This is a genomic window from Martelella lutilitoris, from assembly GCF_016598595.1.
In the GTDB taxonomy this organism is placed as follows: domain Bacteria; phylum Pseudomonadota; class Alphaproteobacteria; order Rhizobiales; family Rhizobiaceae; genus Martelella; species Martelella lutilitoris_A.
The window spans coordinates 2,844,530-2,862,591 of record NZ_CP066786.1; the positions used below are offsets into that span (position 1 = coordinate 2,844,530).

General features: G+C 63.1%; 20 protein-coding genes. 7 read left to right on the forward strand and 13 right to left on the reverse strand.

Annotated features, from left to right (window positions below; genetic code table 11):
- The first annotated feature begins 52 nt into the window (after nt 1–52).
- The 3 genes from dapE to JET14_RS13700 all read left to right on the forward strand — a co-directional run bounded on the left by dapE (nt 53) and on the right by JET14_RS13700 (nt 2,356).
- Entirely contained in the window at nt 53–1,249 is a 1,197-nt protein-coding gene (dapE, locus tag JET14_RS13690) for a succinyl-diaminopimelate desuccinylase (protein ID WP_200334237.1), read from the forward strand.
- Entirely contained in the window at nt 1,233–1,817 is a 585-nt protein-coding gene (locus JET14_RS13695; RefSeq protein ID WP_200334239.1) for a hypothetical protein, read from the forward strand. Before dapE ends, JET14_RS13695 begins: the two co-directional genes overlap by 17 nt.
- A gap of 71 nt (nt 1,818–1,888) precedes the next feature.
- Complete coding sequence (locus JET14_RS13700) at nt 1,889–2,356, forward strand: hypothetical protein (RefSeq protein ID WP_200334241.1); 468 nt, start codon at nt 1,889–1,891, stop codon at nt 2,354–2,356.
- A 361-nt stretch (nt 2,357–2,717) separates the two neighbouring features.
- On the opposite strand, the gene arsH is transcribed toward JET14_RS13700, so the two are convergent.
- The 5 genes from arsH to def form a co-directional block, all read right to left on the reverse strand.
- Nucleotides 2,718–3,443 carry an arsenical resistance protein ArsH gene (arsH, locus tag JET14_RS13705; protein WP_246750316.1) on the reverse strand — a complete coding sequence of 242 codons (726 nt, stop codon included), beginning with the start codon at nt 3,441–3,443 and terminating at the stop codon, nt 2,718–2,720.
- Nucleotides 3,440–3,859 (reverse strand): arsenate reductase (glutaredoxin), encoded by a 420-nt coding sequence (arsC, locus tag JET14_RS13710; RefSeq protein ID WP_200334243.1) that lies wholly within the window; start codon nt 3,857–3,859, stop codon nt 3,440–3,442. The genes arsH and arsC overlap by 4 nt, the downstream gene beginning before the upstream one ends.
- A 75-nt stretch (nt 3,860–3,934) precedes the next feature.
- A complete protein-coding gene (gene truA, locus JET14_RS13715) occupies nt 3,935–4,681 on the reverse strand; it encodes a tRNA pseudouridine(38-40) synthase TruA (protein WP_200334244.1) in 747 nt (248 codons plus the stop codon).
- A complete protein-coding gene (gene fmt / locus JET14_RS13720; RefSeq protein WP_200334245.1) occupies nt 4,681–5,619 on the reverse strand; it encodes a methionyl-tRNA formyltransferase in 939 nt (312 codons plus the stop codon). The genes truA and fmt overlap by 1 nt, the downstream gene beginning before the upstream one ends.
- 35 nt (nt 5,620–5,654) lie before the next feature.
- Nucleotides 5,655–6,197: a peptide deformylase gene (gene def / locus JET14_RS13725; RefSeq protein WP_210342045.1), complete on the reverse strand. Its 543-nt coding sequence runs from the start codon at nt 6,195–6,197 to the stop codon at nt 5,655–5,657.
- 156 nt (nt 6,198–6,353) lie between these two features.
- Here def and JET14_RS13730 point away from each other — a divergent pair, with 156 nt between their 5' ends.
- Both JET14_RS13730 and JET14_RS13735 read left to right on the forward strand, forming a co-directional pair.
- Complete coding sequence (locus JET14_RS13730) at nt 6,354–7,550, forward strand: DNA recombination protein RmuC (protein ID WP_200334247.1); 1,197 nt, start codon at nt 6,354–6,356, stop codon at nt 7,548–7,550.
- Nucleotides 7,551–7,646: 96 nt separating this feature from the next.
- A complete protein-coding gene (locus JET14_RS13735; RefSeq protein ID WP_200334250.1) occupies nt 7,647–8,546 on the forward strand; it encodes a ribokinase in 900 nt (299 codons plus the stop codon).
- A 54-nt stretch (nt 8,547–8,600) separates the two neighbouring features.
- Here JET14_RS13735 and JET14_RS13740 read toward each other — a convergent pair whose 3' ends face one another.
- Complete coding sequence (locus JET14_RS13740; RefSeq protein WP_200334252.1) at nt 8,601–9,542, reverse strand: nucleoside hydrolase; 942 nt, start codon at nt 9,540–9,542, stop codon at nt 8,601–8,603.
- A gap of 133 nt (nt 9,543–9,675) precedes the next feature.
- Here JET14_RS13740 and JET14_RS13745 point away from each other — a divergent pair, with 133 nt between their 5' ends.
- Both JET14_RS13745 and JET14_RS13750 read left to right on the forward strand, forming a co-directional pair.
- Nucleotides 9,676–10,080: an Hsp20 family protein gene (locus JET14_RS13745; RefSeq protein ID WP_024708304.1), complete on the forward strand. Its 405-nt coding sequence runs from the start codon at nt 9,676–9,678 to the stop codon at nt 10,078–10,080.
- Between the two features lie 88 nt (nt 10,081–10,168).
- Nucleotides 10,169–10,426, forward strand: a complete 258-nt coding sequence (locus JET14_RS13750) for a DUF1150 family protein (RefSeq protein ID WP_200334254.1) — start codon at nt 10,169–10,171, stop codon at nt 10,424–10,426.
- A gap of 121 nt (nt 10,427–10,547) precedes the next feature.
- Here the strand turns inward: JET14_RS13750 and trmB are convergent, their stop codons facing one another.
- The 7 genes from trmB to JET14_RS13785 all read right to left on the reverse strand — a co-directional run bounded on the left by trmB (nt 10,548) and on the right by JET14_RS13785 (nt 17,822).
- Nucleotides 10,548–11,246 carry a tRNA (guanine(46)-N(7))-methyltransferase TrmB gene (trmB, locus tag JET14_RS13755; protein ID WP_200334255.1) on the reverse strand — a complete coding sequence of 233 codons (699 nt, stop codon included), beginning with the start codon at nt 11,244–11,246 and terminating at the stop codon, nt 10,548–10,550.
- A gap of 8 nt (nt 11,247–11,254) precedes the next feature.
- Nucleotides 11,255–12,493 carry a methionine adenosyltransferase gene (gene metK / locus JET14_RS13760; RefSeq protein ID WP_024708301.1) on the reverse strand — a complete coding sequence of 413 codons (1,239 nt, stop codon included), beginning with the start codon at nt 12,491–12,493 and terminating at the stop codon, nt 11,255–11,257.
- A gap of 177 nt (nt 12,494–12,670) precedes the next feature.
- Nucleotides 12,671–13,084 (reverse strand): helix-turn-helix domain-containing protein, encoded by a 414-nt coding sequence (locus JET14_RS13765; RefSeq protein WP_200334256.1) that lies wholly within the window; start codon nt 13,082–13,084, stop codon nt 12,671–12,673.
- 249 nt (nt 13,085–13,333) lie between these two features.
- The gene (lnt, locus tag JET14_RS13770) at nt 13,334–14,803 is read right to left on the reverse strand and encodes an apolipoprotein N-acyltransferase (protein ID WP_200334257.1); all 1,470 of its coding nucleotides are present in this window, start codon (nt 14,801–14,803) and stop codon (nt 13,334–13,336) included.
- A gap of 238 nt (nt 14,804–15,041) precedes the next feature.
- Complete coding sequence (locus JET14_RS13775; RefSeq protein WP_200334258.1) at nt 15,042–16,262, reverse strand: hemolysin family protein; 1,221 nt, start codon at nt 16,260–16,262, stop codon at nt 15,042–15,044.
- A gap of 13 nt (nt 16,263–16,275) precedes the next feature.
- Nucleotides 16,276–16,782 (reverse strand): rRNA maturation RNase YbeY, encoded by a 507-nt coding sequence (gene ybeY / locus JET14_RS13780; RefSeq protein WP_200334261.1) that lies wholly within the window; start codon nt 16,780–16,782, stop codon nt 16,276–16,278.
- 2 nt (nt 16,783–16,784) lie between these two features.
- A complete protein-coding gene (locus tag JET14_RS13785) occupies nt 16,785–17,822 on the reverse strand; it encodes a PhoH family protein (protein WP_200338097.1) in 1,038 nt (345 codons plus the stop codon).
- Nucleotides 17,823–18,062 lie beyond the last annotated feature (240 nt).

Here is an 18,062-nt window from a genome sequence, read left to right on the forward strand (position 1 = left end):
CGGCGCTTCCCAAGCTCTCGCAACGGCCGAAAAAACATCTAGATATTTCCCTATGAAGCTCTCCGATCCCGTCTCCGTCCTGCAAACGCTTGTCCGCTGCCCTTCGGTTACGCCGGAGGAAGGCGGGGCATTGTCGGCCCTGGAGGCGATGCTGACGCCGCTCGGTTTTGCGGTCGAGCGGATGACCGGTCACACGGACGGAACGCCCGACGTGGAAAACCTCTATGCGCGGCTCGGGACCTCCGGCCCGCACCTGATGTTTGCCGGCCATACGGATGTGGTGCCGCCCGGAAACGCGGCCTCCTGGCGTCATCCGCCCTTTTCCGGCGAGATCGCCGACGGGCTTCTGTTCGGGCGCGGCGCGGTGGACATGAAGGGCGGGATCGCCTGCTTCATTGCGGCGCTTGCCCGGCTCCTGGATAAAGGTTTTACGCTGCCCGGCTCCGTCTCGCTGCTGATTACCGGTGACGAGGAAGGCCCCGGCGTCAATGGCACGGACAAGCTGCTGCAATGGGCGAAGGCGCGCGGCGAGCAATGGGATGCCGCCCTCGTCGGCGAGCCGACCAATCCCGATGCGCTCGGCGACATGATCAAGGTCGGTCGCCGGGGATCGCTGACCGGCAGGCTGACGGTGACCGGAACGCAGGGCCATGTCGCCTATCCGCATCTTGCCGACAATCCGCTTCGCGCCATGACGGCGATGCTGGACGCCCTGATGGGCGAGCCGCTCGACCACGGCACAGACCTCTTCCCGCCGTCCAACCTGGAAGTAACCTCGGTCGACACCGGCAATGCAGCCACCAACGTCATTCCCGAAAGCGTTTCGGCAACCTTCAACATCCGCTTCAACGACCTGTGGAGCGAGGAGACGCTGAAGGACGAGCTTGCAACCCGGCTAAACCGCGCGGCCACCGACGAGAGGCTGAGGCCCGGACGCGATCCCGCCCGGTTTTCGCTCGAATGGCTGGGCCGCGTCAGCCCTGTGTTTCTCACCCGTAACGAGCGTCTTTCCGGCAGCCTTGCCGCCGCCGTCGAGGCGGTGACCGGCAGGCGGCCGAAACTTTCGACCACCGGCGGCACATCGGATGCGCGCTTCATCAAGAATTACTGCCCGGTGGTCGAGTTCGGCCTTGTCGGCCAGACCATGCACAAGGTGGACGAGCATGTGCCGGTCGCCGACCTGGAAATGCTGACCGAGATCTACAGCCATTTCATCGAAAGGTGGTTCGCCCTTGCCGACGCCCGGTGAAATCCTCTTCTACATGCGCGGCCTGTGGCTGCTGATCAAGGGCAACCCCGCCCATACGCGCTATCTGGATTTCACCGAGCGCGGACTTGCGCGTTCGTTCTGGGCGCTTGCATTTTCCTTCCCCTTCATGGTCGCGAGCGAACTCGTCAGCCTCTCCGTGCTCGTTCCCCGGACCATTTCCGTCGGCGCCCGCGAGATCTTCAGGAGCGCGCTTGTCCAGGGGCTCGGATGGATGGGGCCGCTGGTGGTGCTGGGGCTCGTCTGCATGGTCTCCGGCATGCCCCGCTCCTTCCTGAAGATCGTGGTCGCCACCAACTGGATGAGCCTGCCGATCAATATCTTCGCCGCGCTCGCGATCCTGCTGATCGCGACCGGCCTGCAGCCGCTTGGCAGCATACTGCTGCTCGTGTTCCAGGCCGTCGTGCTCGCCGCCTTTCTCATCGAGATCCGCATCGTCTACCTGCTGATGAACGAGAAGGCGCTGCCCACGGCTGCGGCCATTATCGCCTCGGCAATCACCGCGCTTCTCATCACCGATATCGGCACGCGCTATATCATGGGCGGCTGAGATTGTTCCGGCTTGACAGGATGTCCGCCTGCCGCAATCGTAGCCGCGAAGCATCCCTGAGGGGCAAGGACATGAAATCAAAGACGATGTTAACTTTCGCCATGCTTGCAGCGCTTGCCGGCTGCCAGTCCGGACCGATCGACGTGCTCTACAAGGAAGGCAGCACCCGCGCCGAGCGCCAGCAGGCCTATGACCAGTGCTTCATCCAGGCGCTCAGGGAAGTGCCGCAGAACATGGTGACCGAGGTTTCCGGCGGCTACAGCGTGCCCGGCGTCATCGACTGCAACACCGATGGCAACACAACCGTCTGCGGCGAAGTCGGCGGCTACACCACGCCCGTCTCCAGCTACAGCTACGATACCAATGAGAAGCTTCGAAACCGCGTCATCAACCGCTGCCTCGCAGACAAGGGCTTCTCCACCATCGAACGTTCGATCTGCGAAAGCCGCGACCAGCGAACCGCCTATTCGCTCCTCCCGACCCAGCCGAATGCCGCCGAAATCGCCTGTGTTTCCGGCCAGAGTTTCGATCCGAACTGAACCTGAGGGCCGCAATCGGCGCTCCGGGTCCCTTCGAGCTTGCCCACCCCGAAAGGCTCAGCGTCCAAGGATGAACGGTCCAGCCTTAAAGTTCGACTTCCCCCTTTAAGGGCGGAGCTATCGCATATGGCTTGCTGTATAGCCCCCAAGTCTTCTCGCCCCGGAGGGGAGAGATGTCGCGAAAGCGACAGTGAGGGGGGAACTTTTCCAAGCGGACGCCCTCATGAACGGAAATGCTGCTTCACCCTCACTGCCCCTTTCGGGGCATCTCTCCCGCACGCCGGAGAGAGTATATGGAGCGAGATCCAGAGCCATCTGCGATACATTCGGACAATGACCCCTTTTGGTGTTCAATGACATGTTATAGAGCCCGCTGATTGACCCGCTTTGACAGTTCCGCCGCGCTCTCCACCCGTTCGGAATAGCGTTCGGTCAGGTAATCGCTGCGTCCGCGCAGAAGCAGCGTGAACTTCATCAGTTCTTCCATCACATCGACCACGCGGCGATAATAGGCGGACGGCTTCATCCGGCCGGCCTCGTCGAATTCAGTGAAGGCCTTCGGCACCGAGGACTGGTTGGGAATGGTGACCATCCGCATCCAGCGGCCGAGAATGCGCAGCTGGTTGACCGTGTTGAAGCTCTGCGAGCCGCCGCAGACCTGCATCAGCGCCAGCACCCTGCCCTGAGTCGGCCGGACCGCGCCGGATGACAACGGCAGCCAGTCGATCTGCGTCTTCATCACCGAACTCATCGCGCCGTGACGTTCCGGCGAGCACCAGACCTGCGCCTCGGACCAGATCGACAGGTTCCTGAGTTCCTGCACCTTCGGGTGATCATCCGGCGCGCTGCCGACCAGGGGCAGGCCGTGCGGATCGAAAATGCGGACATCGGCGCCATAGGCTTTCAGAAGCCGTGCCGCCTCTTCCGTCAGAAGCCGCGAATAGGAGCGCTCGCGCAGCGAGCCGTAAAGCATCAGGATGCGCGGCGCATGCAAAAAATCGTCCTCGACAAAGAGGCGCGCGCGGTCGATCGGCCGGAATGCTTCCCGATCCAGCACCGGCATGTCGTTATCTTCCGGCAGGTTCATGCGGACTTGTCCCTCGCCGGGACGACGACCTCGCCATCCTCCTTCGAAAACCCGCCAATATCCGGGTTATCCAGAATCTTCAGCACGGCCTCCGACGGGCGGCAAAGCTTCGTCCCCTTCGCCGTCACCACGATCGGCCGGTTGATCAGGATCGGATGCGCCATCATCGCGTCGATCAGCGCCTCATCGGAAAGCGCCGGATCATCGAGGCCGAGGTCATCATAGGGCGTTCCCTTGCGGCGCAGGAGATCACGCACCGGAATACCCATCTCGCCGATCAGCGCGACAAGACGCGCGCGCGTCGGCGGCGTCTTCAGATATTCGATGATCTCCGGCTCCTCGCCCGACTGGCGAATCATCGCCAGGACGTTGCGCGAGGTGCCGCAATTGGGGTTGTGATAGATGGTCACCGGCATCATGGCCTCCAATATATCCATAAATCTGGAAATATTGATACATGTGACCGCCGGCGAAAGCAACCATCCTGCGCTCTATGGATAGTCGACCTGCATGAAAAAAAGCCCTTCGGGCGGCGCGACGGTTCCGCAGGCCCGCCGGTCTCGCGCTTCCAGCGCCGCCTGAACGTCCTCGACGCTCATCTTGCCCTCGCCGACGAGTTTCAGCGTGCCGGCGAAGGAGCGGATCTGGTTGTGCAGGAAGCTCTGCGCCGATGCGCGGATCTCGATGACATCACCATCGCGGGTGACATCGAGCCGATCCAGCGTGCGCACCGGGGACTTCGCCTGGCACTGGACCGAGCGGAAGGTGGTGAAATCATGCCGGCCGACGAGGCGCTGCGCGGCCTCATGCATCAGAGCGTGATCGAGCGGGCGCGGCACCCACCAGGCCCGTTTGAATTCGACCGCCAGATGGGCGCGGCGATTGATGATGCGATAAAGATAATGTCTTTTGACAGCGGAAAAGCGCGCGTCGAAATCATCGCCAACCTCGCTCACCTCGGTCACGGCAATACCGTCACGCGCCAGGCGGAGATGGGCGTTCACCGCATTGAGCAGGGTGAATTCGCTCCATGTCCGCTCAAGGTCGAAATGGGTGACCTGGCCAAGCGCGTGCACGCCGGAATCCGTCCGCCCCGCGCCGCGGATCGAGACATCCTCGCCGGAAAAGCCCTTGACGGCCTCTTCGAGCGCGCCCTGAACGGAGCGGCCGGTCGCCTGGCGCTGCCAGCCGACATAGGCCGTGCCGTCATATTCGACCGTGCAGCGATAGCGCGGCATCAGGAAAGAACCGTGCCGGCCGGCAGTGCATTGCCGCGCAGAAAATCCGCCGCGTCCAGCACCTTGCCGCCGGCCTTCTGCAGCCTTGTGAGACGCACCGCGCCCTCGCCGCAGGCAATGGTCAGCGGATCGCCGTCGAGCACGGTTCCGGCCGGCCCCTCGCCCGCGCCGATCCGGCTTTCATGCACCTTCACCCGCTCCGCGCGCTTCCCCGTCGGGATCTCCGTCCAGGCGCCGGGAAAGGGCGCAAGCCCGCGAATGTGGTTGTGAACCTCGGTCGCCGGCCGGGAGAAATCGATCCGGGTCTCTGTCTTCTCGATCTTCCTCGCGTAGGTCACGCCGTCCTCGGCCTGTTGGACAAGCGGCAAATCGCCGCCTTCCAGCTTCGCCATGGCCTGCGCCATCAGCTTCGCGCCCTTCAGCATCAAGGCATCATGCAGTTCGCCGGCTGTCATGTTCTCGTCGATCGAAACCTTGTCGGTGAGCGCCACCGGCCCGGTATCAAGCCCCTTGTCCATCTTCATGATCATCATGCCGGTCTCGGCATCGCCGGCCATGATGGCGCGTTGGATGGGCGCGGCCCCGCGCCAGCGCGGCAGAAGCGAGGCATGGCCGTTATAGGCGCCGAGCCGGGTTCCGCTCAAAATGGCCTCCGGCAGGAGAAGCCCGTAGGCGACCACCACGGCGACATCGGCATCGAGCACGCGAAACGCCGCCCGGTCCTCTTCCGCTCTGAAATTGACGGGCGTTCGCACCGCAAGGCCCAGCAGCTCCGCCGCCTGATGCACCGGCGACTTGACCTCCGACAGCCCGCGGCGCCCGGCCGCGCGCGGCGGCTGGGTATAGACGGAGACGATCTCATGCCCGGCCTCGACGAGCGCCCGCAGGGTCGGCACGGAGAAGTCGGGCGTTCCCATGAAGATGATCTTGAGCGCCATGATCCGTCCTTTCGCATTCATGCGCCGGCAGAGAATTACATCTTCTGCTGGCGCGATGCCTTGGTGAAGCGCTTGATCACGCGGTCGCGCTTCAGCCGCGAGAGATAGTCGATGAACAGCGCACCGTCGAGATGGTCGATCTCGTGCTGCAGGCAGGTGGAAAGCAGGCCGTCGGCGTCGATCTCCTGCTCCTTGCCGTTAAGATCGGTATAGCGCACCTTCACGCGCGCCGGACGCTCAACCTCGGCAAAGAATTCCGGGATCGACAGGCAGCCTTCCTCATAGACGGAACGTTCGTCGGAGGATGTCAGGATGGTCGGGTTGATGACCACGAGCGGGTTCTTCTTCCGCTCGCCTTCCTCCTCACCCTCTTCCTCATCCCTGCTGGCGACATCGACCACCAGCATGCGCCGCGGTACGCCGACCTGTATCGCGGCAAGCCCGATGCCGGGCGCCTCATACATGGTTTCCAGCATGTCGCCGGCGAGTTTCTTCAGGTCGTCGTCAATCCGCTCGACCGGTTCGGAGACCTTGCGCAGCAGAGGGTCCGGCAGAATTATCAAAGGCATCGTTGTCATGGGGCTCTGATAGCGCATGTTGGCGAAAGAGGAAACGGTTTCGTTTTGCCTGCGCCCCTTCGCGTCGTTCATCGACGGTCAAATTAACAATGTTCCTGTTTTGATCTTTTCTTGAGATGGTTCTATGCTAGCCTCGTTTCAAGAGAGGGCCGCCTGATGGACAGACTGACGAATGCGATCGCGATGGCCGACCCGGTCATTGTTCTGGCCGGGTCGGTGGCCCTGCTGCTTGCCGCGACGATCCTCGCGCTGGCAATCAGGACCGCCTCCGGACGCCGCTCGGCCGCGCTCGAACGGGAACTGCACAATCTGGTCCGCGCCCAGACGGAAATGCAGGGACGGATGGCGACGATGGCGGAGCTTTTCGGCAGCCGCCAGTCGGAACTCAACGCCGCGCTCGGCTCACGCCTCGACGGGTTGTCGCAGCGCATCGGCTCCACGCTCCACCAGCAGCACCAGACGACGCATGAGAACCTGCGGCGGCTGCAGGAGCGGCTCGCCGTCATCGACGCCGCGCAGAACAATATCCAGTCGCTCGCCAAGGACGTGGTCGGCCTGCAGGCGATCCTCTCCAACAAGCAGACGCGCGGCGCTTTCGGTCAGGGGCGGATGGAGGCGATCATCGCCGACGCCCTGCCCTCCGGCACCTTCCGGTTTCAGGCAACGCTTTCCAACGGCACGCGGCCGGACTGCGTGATCGACATGCCGAACGGCGCGCCGCCGCTGATCATCGATGCGAAATTTCCGCTGGAATCGTGGAACACGATGCGCGACGCGCAAGAGGACGAGGCACGACGCGCCGCCGGACAGCGCTTCCGCCGCGATCTGGAAACCCATATCCGCGACATTGCCGGCAAGTATCTTCTGCCGGGCGAAACCCAGGACACGGCCTTCCTGTTCGTGCCGTCCGAATCGATCTTCGCCGATATCCACGAACATTTCGAGGCCAGCGTCCAGCGCGCCCATGCCGCCCGCGTGGTCATCGTCTCGCCGACGCTTCTGCTGCTCTCCATCCAGGTGGTGCAGGCCGTCATGAAGGACCAGCGCATGCGCGAGCAGGCGCATCTGATCCAGGGCGAGGTCGCCCATCTGATCGGCGATCTCGGCCGGCTGAACGAGCGTGTAGAGAAGCTCAACAGCCATTTCTCGCAGGCCCGCCAGGATGTCGAGCAGATCAGGGTCTCCACCGGCAAGATCGCCCGGCGCGGAGAGCGGATCGGCGCGCTGGAATTCGAGACGCGCGGCGAAAGGCAGGCCGGAGGCGGCGAGCGCCCGCTTGCCCCGCGCGGTGAGGACGACCCGGCCGTTTCCGGCGTCGGTCGCATGAAACTGCGGGTCGTTGACGAGGACTGATTGTCACGGCCTGATCTTGTCATTAAAACCCTCGATGGATGCGCGGCCCGAGGGCCATCATTGCCGGCAAAGGCCCGGGAAAGAGGAGAGACTGCGATGATCACGGTTTTCGGTTCCATCAACATGGACCTTATCAGCACCACCGAACGCCTGCCGGAACCGGGCGAAACCGTGACCGGCACCTCCTTTTCCACCGCGCCGGGCGGCAAGGGCGCAAACCAGGCGCTCGCCGCGCGGCGCGCGGGTTCGGCCGTCGCCATGGCCGGCGCGGTCGGCAGCGATGAATTCGCCGCGCCGGCAACGGCGCTTCTGGCGGCGGCCGGCGTCGACCTGTCCTTTCTCAAGACCACGGATGGGCCGACCGGCACGGCGATGATCCTCGTCGGCGGCGACGGCGAGAACGTGATCGTCATCAACGCCGCCGCCAATGGCACGCTGACGGAAAAGGACGCGCTGGCGGCCGTCGAGCGGATGTCGCCCGGCGATCTGCTGATGCTGCAGCTCGAGGTCCCCGCCCCCGCCATCCGCGCGGCGCTTGAGGCGGCACGCAGAAAGGGCGTGACCTCGGTCCTGAATACCGCGCCGCTGACGCCGGAAGCCGCCGAACTCGGCGCGCTCGCCGACATCGTCATTGCCAACGAAACCGAGTTCGAACGCCTCGTCGGCGCCGAGGAACTCGGCAGCGAGGGCCGGATCGCGATGCTGAAGACCCACCACGACAAGACCGGCCAGACCATGGTGATCACCCTTGGCGGCGACGGCGTGATCGCGATGCATGACGACGCGTTCTTCAGGATCGACGCGCTGAAGATCGATCCGGTCGACACGGTCGGCGCGGGCGACACCTTTTGCGGCTATCTGGCGAGCGCGCTGGAACAGGGCCTTTCCTTCGAGGCCGCGGCGCACCGCGCCTCGGTCGCAGGCGCGCTTGCCTGCCTCAAGCCCGGCGCACAGCCTTCGATCCCGACAGAGGATGAGGTGAAGGCGCGGCTGTAGCCGCCGCAAACCGGTCAAACGGGCATGCCGCCCCGAAGGGCGGCACCTTGGCCATCAAAGCCGCGCCAGGCGCTCCGTCAGCAGGGCGAAGAAGCCCGCCGCATCGGCCTTGCCGATCACCAGCGCATTCTTCTTGCGGTCGGTCACATGCCACCAGTCGATCACCGTCTCGCCGAGCGTCAGCTCCGACCCGGTCTCGATTTCGACATTGCAATGCCGGCCGGAGAAGAGCTCGGGCTTCAGGAGATAGGCGGTCACCGACGGATCATGCAGCGGGCCGCCGTCCGAGCCGTACTTCTCGACGTCGAAACGCTCGTAGAACCGCAGCATCGCCGCCATCGCCTGGGCGGCCGGACGACCGATCGCATCGATCCGGTCGACGCGTTCCTTCAGGCAGAGCAGCTGGTGGGTGACGTCGAGCGGCATCATCACGATCGGAATGCCGGCCGCGAACACGGCCTTCGCCGCCTCCGGATCGACATAGATGTTGAACTCGGCCGAAGGCGTGATGTTGCCGCCCTCGAAATAACCGCCGCCCATCATCACGATTTCCTGGACGCGGCCGACGATATCGGGCGCCTTTTCAAAGGCCGTCGCGATATTGGTGAGCGGGCCGAGGGTGCAGAGCGTCACGGTCTTTTCCGGCTCGTTGCGCAGCGTCTCGATAATGAAGTCGACCGCGTGCATCGCCTGCAGCGCCATCTTCGGCTCGGCGAGGTCAGGGCCATCGAGACCGGTCTTTCCGTGGACATGCTCGGCGGTCACCAGTGGGCGGTGCATCGGCCGGTCGCAGCCAGCGAAGACCTTCATGTCCGGCCGGCCCGAAAGCTCGCAGATGATGCGCGCATTGCGCTCCGTCAGCGGCAGCGGCACATTGCCGGCAACGGCGGTGATTCCGAGGACATCAATCTCTTCGGGGCTCGCCAGCGCCAGCATGATCGCGGCGGCGTCATCCTGCCCGGGGTCGGTGTCGATGATGATTTTTCGTGCGCACATGTTTTTCAGTCTCTGCCTTCATGTCATCCAACGAGATGGAATGGAGACTGGCCCGGCGCTTGTCAAGCACGCACGGGCTTGCGAGGCTTCCGGCCATACCCCATATCGCTCGTGACAAGACCGGAGCCGCCATATGCCGAGAATCGATCTGCGCATCAATCCGAGGATGCTGCACAATCGCGCCGAGGACGCCGCGTTCAAGGGCGCGTCCGGCTACCCGCCCTTCGACGTCGAGTGGTTTCCCGAGGAGCCTTCGGGCGTGTTCTTGCGGATCACGCTGGCCGTCGCCGGTTTCGATGAAAGCGAGCTCGATGCCGTGGCCGAGGACAATGTCCTGATCGTCAGCGGCAACAGGGAGGAGCGCGAAAGCGGGGAATACCTGTTTCGCGGCATCGCCGGGCGGCAGTTCCGCCGCCAGTTCGCCCTTGCTGACGGGATGGAAGTCGTCGGCGCGACGCTCGACCGCGGTCTTCTTGCCATCGACATCGCGCGGCGTCCCCAGGAGGTACGAAAAATTAAGATTTCGGTTTCAGAATAGCCTTTGAAAACACAAGCTTCGGAACCTTGGCGCAGGAAAAGGCCGAAGCTCGCGTTCCCCTTCGCTCAAGACAAGGCAGCCTGACCCCATGAAATTCCCGTCCGCGGCAACCTTCCACAATTCCGACCAGCTCGCCGCCTTCGGCGCCGGCCGCCTCGGCTATTACCGCGCCTTCGAACGGGAAGAGGCGCTCAAGCATTTTCCCGATGCGCAAGGGGTCAAGACCGCTGAGAAGCTGTGGGCCCTGTTCGGCGCCGACGGCACGCTGCTGCTTCTGACGGAAAACCGCACCAGCATCTTCTTCAAGGCCATGGAAGAAGAGATCAAGACCGTCACGCTCCACTGAGCTGTTCCGCCTTTCTTGGAAAGGCGCAACCGCTCTGTCTATTTGTTTTGAGGCATTTTCGCGGACGTCAGATGTTTCCATCTGACTGCGAAATGCTCTGGGCTGAGGCCGTCCTGTCCTCTCAGATCTTCAGAAACGTCAGATAGGCGCTCGAGCGTCCCTCGCGGCGCGCCTTTGCCTCATAGCGCGTTCCCGGCCAGTTGTCATAGGGCGTCAGCCAGTCGTCGGCCGTCTTCGCCTGCCATGAAAACCCGCCGTGCCGGCGGCAGTGCAGCAATGTCCAGTTGATGTAGGAATCGATGTCCGAGGCAAAGCAAAAGCGGCCGCCCGGCTTCAGCACGCGATGAAACCGGTCGAGATTGACCTGCGAGACGAAACGGCGCTTCCAGTGCCGGCGCTTCGGCCAGGGATCGGGATAGAGCAGGTCGATCTGGTCCAGCGATGCCGCCGGCAGCCAGTCGAGCACGGAAACGGCATCATCATCATAAAGCCGCAGATTGTCCGGTTCGGCCCCTTCGACCTGGCCTAAGAGCTTCGCCATGGAATTGACGAAGGGCTCGATGCCGATGAAGCCGGTCGCCGGCTCCTCGCGCACGCGGTGCAGCAGATGCTCGCCGCCGCCGAAACCGATCTCCAGGCGAAGCGTGTTTACCTCGGCGGCAAAGAGCGAGCGCAAATCATCGGGCGACGGACCAAAAGGGTCGATCGCCAGCGCCGGCAACACCTCGGCAAGATTGCGCGCCTGCCGGTCACGCAGGGGCTTGCCTTTTCGACGGCCGAAAAAGGCCTTCCCGGCCTCGTGTTGGGAATTCTCGCTCACGGCGGCGATCAGTTCTTCAGGGCCTGTTTCAGCGGGCGCACCAGATCGAGCCGCTCCCAGGAGAACGACCCGTCCCGGCCGGCCTTGCGGCCGAAATGCCCATAGGCCGAGGTCTTGGCGTAGATCGGCTTGTTGAGGTTGAGGTGGCGACGAATGCCCGAGGGCGACAGGTCCATGGTCGCGCGGATCGCCTTTTCCACCTCTTCCTCCTTGATCTTGCCGGTTCCGTGCAGATCGACATAGATGGACAGCGGCTGGGAGACGCCGATGGCGTAGGCCAGCTGGATCGTGCATTTTTCCGCAAGATTGGCGGCCACCACGTTCTTGGCGAGATAACGCGCGGCATAGGCGGCCGAACGGTCGACCTTGGTCGTGTCCTTGCCGGAAAACGCGCCGCCGCCATGGGGCGCGGCCCCGCCATAGGTGTCGACGATGATCTTGCGTCCGGTCAGCCCCGCATCGCCGTCCGGTCCGCCGATGACGAACTTGCCGGTCGGGTTGATATACCAGACGCAGTCATCGGAGATCGGCAACTCGCCCAGCGCCTCGCGGATATAGGGCTCGACGACGTCCCGCACCTTCGCCGAATCCCAGCTTTCGTCCAGATGCTGCGTCGACAGCACGATCGAGGTCACCTCGGCGGCCTTGCCGTTATGGTAGCGCACGGTCACCTGGCTCTTGGCATCGGGTCCCAGAAGCGCGACCTCGCCCTCGCCGGCCTTGCGGGCCTCGGAAAGCGTCTGGAGGATACGGTGGGCATAGTAGATCGGCGCCGGCATCAGTTCCGGCGTTTCCCGGCAGGCAAAGCCGAACATGATGCCCTGGTCGCCCGCGCCTTCGTCGCCCTGCCTGTCGGAGGCATTGTCGACCCCTTGCGCGATATGCGCGGACTGCGCATGCAGCAGCACGTCGATACGCACCGTCTTCCAGTGAAAACCGTCCTGCTCGTAGCCGATATTGCGGATCGCCCGGCGCGCGGCGGACTTGAAGCGCGAGGGGTTGACGATCTCGTTGCCGTTCTTGTCCTTCTTCATCAGGCTCGGCGGCAAGCGCACCTCGCCCGCGATGACCACCCGGTTGGTCGTCGCCAGCGTCTCGCAGGCGACCCGGACCGACCACGGATCAACCCCGGTCTTGACCGCCTCCCGGTAGATCAGGTCGACGATCTCATCGGAAATCCGGTCACAGACCTTGTCGGGATGTCCTTCGGAGACGGATTCGCTGGTGAAGAAGTAGTTGGTGCGCATCGGGATTCCCCACATAGAAATTGGCCCGATTTTGTTAGACGCTTCGCCGCGAAATGACAAGCGCACAACAATATAACTATATCTTTATGTCCCGCAAAAACGCGGAAAAAACGCGCGAAAACGGCCCGGAAGGCAGCCGGAGCGCCTTCCGGGCGATATTCCTGCGCGCGGAAAGCCCTATTCGGCTTCCTCTGCCAGCGACTTGACGAGGTCGACCAGTTTGCGGCGTACTTTCGCGTCTCCGATCTTGACAAAAGCGCGGTTGAGCTGGAGCCCTTCCGAGGACGACAGAAAGTCGACCACGTAGCTGGAGCTCGACGCTTCGGCCATCCCCGAAGCATTCGGCCCCTGATCGCCGGGCGCATCCTCGAAGAAGAAGGAAACCGGGACGTTCAGGATCGTCGAAATGTTCTGGAGACGGCTGGCACCGACGCGATTGGTGCCCTTTTCGTACTTCTGGATCTGCTGGAATGTGATTCCAAGGCTCTCGCCAAGCTTTTCCTGGCTCATGCCCAACATGGTACGGCGCAACCTGATCCGACTCCCGACGTGAACGTCGATGGGGTTCGGCTTTTTTTTGTTTTCTGTCATTTTCCATCCTACTTTAACCAGCTTGACAACTGACCCCGATGCCAAAGCCTGATGGCATCAACACAACCATCAGAGTGGGGCAACAAAAAGCCCTAGTTGAAAACCAAGCGGTTTCACTATGCAATTTTGGGGTATTGCGGTCAATTCTGCGCCAAATATAAAACCATGGGATGAATAAATGGCTCCTAATGAAGCGATTGTTGTCACACGCTAGGATTTAGTTTTCCACCTTAGCACACCCATCGCAACCTAAGGAAGCAAAACCGGCACGTCCAAAATTCCGGGTTCGTCAAAAGGCAACCGTCGCACGACGTTTCCGCGCGAATCAATGACAGCGGTAACACCGTTTTCCCCTGTCCGAATCAGTGTTTTTCCGGTTTCCACCGCACGAAGACGGGCCTGTGCGAAATGCTGGTATGGTCCCGGCGTGCGTCCGAACCAGGCGTCGTAGGTGAGGTTCAAGAGGGCCGCCGCCTCGCCGGTCTCGCCGTCGACCAGGCGCGGAAAAATCGCTTCGTAGCAGACCAGCGGAAAAAGCGTCAGGCCGTCCGGCAAAAGCAGCATCTGCCGGTTTTCCGCCGGCACATAGCTGCCGGGCAGCGTGGTCAGCGCCTGCAGACCGATCGCGCGAAAGAAATCCTCAAAGGGCAGATACTCGCCAAAGGGTACCAGATGCGTCTTTCCGGCGACCGATACCGTCCGGCCGGTATCGTCGAGAACATAGATTGCATTGTAGAATTCCGGCCAGCCATCGGGCTTGCGGCCGGCAAAGCGGGCCGCGCCGAGGATCAAGACCTGTCCGGGCTTCAGCATTTCGCCGATAGCCGTGCGCGCATCGGGCCGCTCCTCAAGCAGGAAGGGCAGCGTGCTTTCCGGCCAGACGATCACGTCCGGCTCTGCCGCTCCCGGCTCGCCCGGCGTGCCAGAAAGCGCAATCAGTCGGGCAAAGATCTCCGCCCGGCCTTCCGGCGAACGCCACGCTGCATCGCCGATCGCCGGCTGGACGAGGCGGAAATTGACCACCCGCTCGGCGCTCGGACCGGCGGCATTGAGCCGGTGATAGCCATAACCGAGATCGGCTGCAACCAGAAGGACCGCCGCGACAAGCCCGGCGCGCCGCCCCCGTCGATCGGAAAGGAGCGCCGGACTTGCGAAGACGAAGACGGCAAGACCGCCCATGACGTAAAGCCCTGTCAGCCGGATCGACTGCATGAAGAGCGGCGTCGGCATGGCGGTATAGGCGATCGCGTTCCAGGGGAAGCCGGTCGCCACGTGGCCGCGCAGCCATTCGGCCACAATCATGGCGACCGCGAGAGCCACAAGGCGCAAGGGACCCGGCCGCCAGACGAGCGCCGCAAGGGCGCCGGCGAGCCCGTAAAACAGCGCAAGCATGGCCGGAAAGCCGAGAACGGCCAGGGGAAGCGCCCAGGCATAGAGCCCGGCGTCCTTCAAAAGGGCGACGCCGAGCCACCAGAGGCCGAAAACGAAATAGCCGAAGCCGAACCACCAGAGCGTGGCAAAGCCGGAAAGCATGCGCGCACGGCCGCGTTTTTCCGACAGCGCCCCGTCCATCAGCCACACCAGAGCGGGCATGGCGATGAACATAACGGGCACCACACCGAAGGGCGCCAGCGCGAAGGTCGAAACAGCGCCGCAGGCAAAGAGCGCCAGTCGCCGGCGCCAGGGACCGAGTTCCCGTAAAAAACACGCCGGCTTCAAGATACGCTTCCACCCTGTTTGCGCATGGCAGCGCCAGAACGCCATGCGTCCATTTGGACGCAAAAAGGACGCTCCGGGCAATTGGTTCGACGCATCGTGCCTTCCGAAAACCGATCCCGATTTTCGGGCCGATGCGCTAGAGCGGCTCAGCTTTTCACGGTAACGCCGAACCGCTCAATCTCTTTGTTTTTTGCGCATTTCCGGACGGTGAACCAGTGTCCACGTCACCTGGAATTGCTTAATCCCGGTCTGCGGTCTCGGTATGCTCTTCCGCAAGGTGGGAGGCCGCCTGCTCGCCCTGTTCCGTTCCGCGCGGTTCGTCCTGCGCGGGAAAGCCGGTGCGGGCCTGAGCCGCCGAGCGGCGGCGGGCGGGGCCGCGCTTGCGCAGGATCCGGACGCGGCGGATGCGGCGCGGATCGGCATCGAGAATATGCACCTCGAAACCGGGGAGCGCCTGGATCACCTCGCCGCGCGCCGGGATCCGGCCGATGGCGGAAAAGATCAGGCCGCCGAGCGTGTCGACGTCCTCGGCATGCTCGCCGATCTCGAAATCCGGACCGATGGCCTCGGCGATGTCCTCGAGCTCGACGCGGGCATCCGCCAGGAACACATCCTCGGAGACGCGCGTGAACATCGCCTCCTCGCTGTCGTGCTCGTCGTCAATCTCGCCGATCACCATCTCCACGATGTCCTCATGGGAGACGAGTCCGTCGGTCCCGCCATACTCGTCGATAACGAGCGCCATCTGCGTGCGCCCCGCCTGCATGCGTTGCAAAAGGTCGGAGGCGAGCATGGAGGGCGGCACGAACAGAACGGGGCGGATGATGCCGGCCTCGGCCACCGTCTTGTCGAGATTGACCTTGCCGAGATCGAGCGGGCTTTGCGCCGAGCGCGGCTGGCGTTCGGCGGGCTTGACCTCGCCGCCCTTGGCAGCGCCCGTTTTCGAAGCGTCGCGCGCATTGGCCGCGCGCGCGCGACGACGCCCCCGCGCCTGCTTGGAAAGATAGGCGAGAAGATCGCGGATATGCACCATGCCGCGCGGGTCATCCAGCGTTTCGCAGAACACCGGCATGCGCGAATGGCCGCAATTCTCGAAGATCAGCAGAAGGTCGCCGATCGTCGTGCTCTGCTCCACCGCGTCGATATCGGCGCGCGGCACCATCACGTCCTCGACCCGGACTTCGCGGAAGCTGAGAATGTTGTTGAGCATGGCCCGTTCTTCGGGCGAGAAGTCGCTGTCGCCGGCGCTTTCCGTCGAAAGCGCATCCTCAAGGTCCTCGCGCAGGCGCGAAACTGCATTTCCGTTGCGCCGGAAGCGCAGCAGAAGGCCTCTGAGCGGCGAGCCTGTGTGTTTGTGAGTGCTCTTGTCCGAAACCGGACTGTTAGGCTCGTCTTGCGAGGATCCGTCTTCGGTATCCTGACCGCTTTCTGAAAGCGGCGCGATCTGTTGCTGGTTCATCGTTCCTTGGGCGTTAGAGAGGGTCGCTGCCCTGATAGGGATCAGATAGGTCAAGTGTGGCAAGAATGCGAGTCTCCAGCCCCTCCATGACCTCCGCCTCTTCGTTTTCGATATGATCATACCCCAAAAGATGCAGAAATCCATGCACCAGAAGATGGGTGAGATGATCGTCGAAGCTCTTTTCGAGCGTCTCGGCCTCGCGCGCGACCGTCTCATAGGCAATCACGATATCGCCGAGCATCGGTCCCGGCATCGCGCCGGGGGTCACCGGAAAGGCCGGAAAGGAGAGAACATTCGTTGCGCTGTCCTTGTTCCGCCACTCCGCGTTGATCCCCCGGATCATCGCGTCATCGGCAAAGACCAGCGACAATTCCGGCGGATCTTCGGGAAACGGCTGGCCTTCCGCCTCCGCCAGATAGGCGGAGGCCGCACCGATCACGCGGGCGACGATCGCCGCAAGCGCTCCCTCCTCGGGCCAGCCGTCGGCTTCGCGGCTGACCTGATAGTCGAAGTCCGGCATGGTCAGTCGTCGTCTTTGGCGCCGCCCGAAGACGGCACGAGCCGCCCCTCATAGGCCGCAACGATGCGGGCGACGAGCGGATGGCGGACGACATCCTTGTCGGTAAACCTGTTGGTCGACACGCCTTCCACCCCCTCAAGCACCGAAAGCGCCTCGACGAGGCCGGACTTGACGCCGCGCGGCAGGTCGACCTGGCTCGGGTCGCCGGTCACCACCATGCGCGAATTCTCGCCGAGCCGCGTCAGGAACATCTTCATCTGCATCGATGTCGTGTTCTGCGCCTCGTCGAGAATGACCGCGGCATTGGTGAGCGTGCGCCCGCGCATGAAGGCGAGCGGCGCGATCTCGATCACGCCCGCCGTCATCGCCCGTTCCACCCGCTCACCGGGGATCATGTCGTATAGCGCGTCATAGAGCGGCCTCAGATAGGGATCGACCTTTTCCTTCATGTCGCCCGGCAGAAAGCCGAGCCGCTCGCCTGCTTCCACGGCCGGGCGCGACAGGATGATCTTCTCGATCGCGCCGCGTTCCAGAAGCTGCGCGGCATGGGCGACGGCCAGATAGGTCTTGCCGGTGCCCGCCGGGCCGACGCCGAACACCAGCTCACTGCGCTCCATGGCCCGGATATAGGCATCCTGCGCCGGCGTGCGGGCGGCGATCGACTTCTTGCGCGTCGAAATCTGCGACATGGAAAGCCGGGCCTTCCTCTCCAGCGTCGGCAGGGTGAGCTGGTCGTCGGCGGCCTGCGCCATGCGGATCGCCCCCTCGACATCGGACTTTTCCAAGGATGACCCTTTCTGAAGCTGGTCGTAGAGATAGTCGAGCGCCCGACGCGCCTGGTGCGTGGCCAGCGTCGAGCCGGAAAGCGCAACCGAATTGCCGCGCGCGACAGCCGTGACGGAAAGCTGCTTCTCCAGCAATTTCAGGTGCTCGTCGAACTGGCCGAACAATTCGCTGGCGTGACGGTTATTCTCGAAGGTCAGGACAAAATGGCTGGCGTCCGCAGACGGCCCCGCCTGGATTTCATGCTTTGCAACCATTTCAGTAGCGTTCAAGCGGTCCGGCTCCCTGGAAAAAGAAAATGACATCGCCTGCCGGCGTCAGACCCGGCATGCGCAGCGTCCCTGGTGCGATACATAGGAAATCGTTCAGTCAACGACAGAGGCAAAGCGGCAGAAATGTGAGTCTTTGTTCGCCAATCTCTCTTCATGAAGAAAGGCTAAACGCGATTTTGCTGTTTGTGAAGCAAATTTCAGGCACGCCCCAAGATTTCACGGACA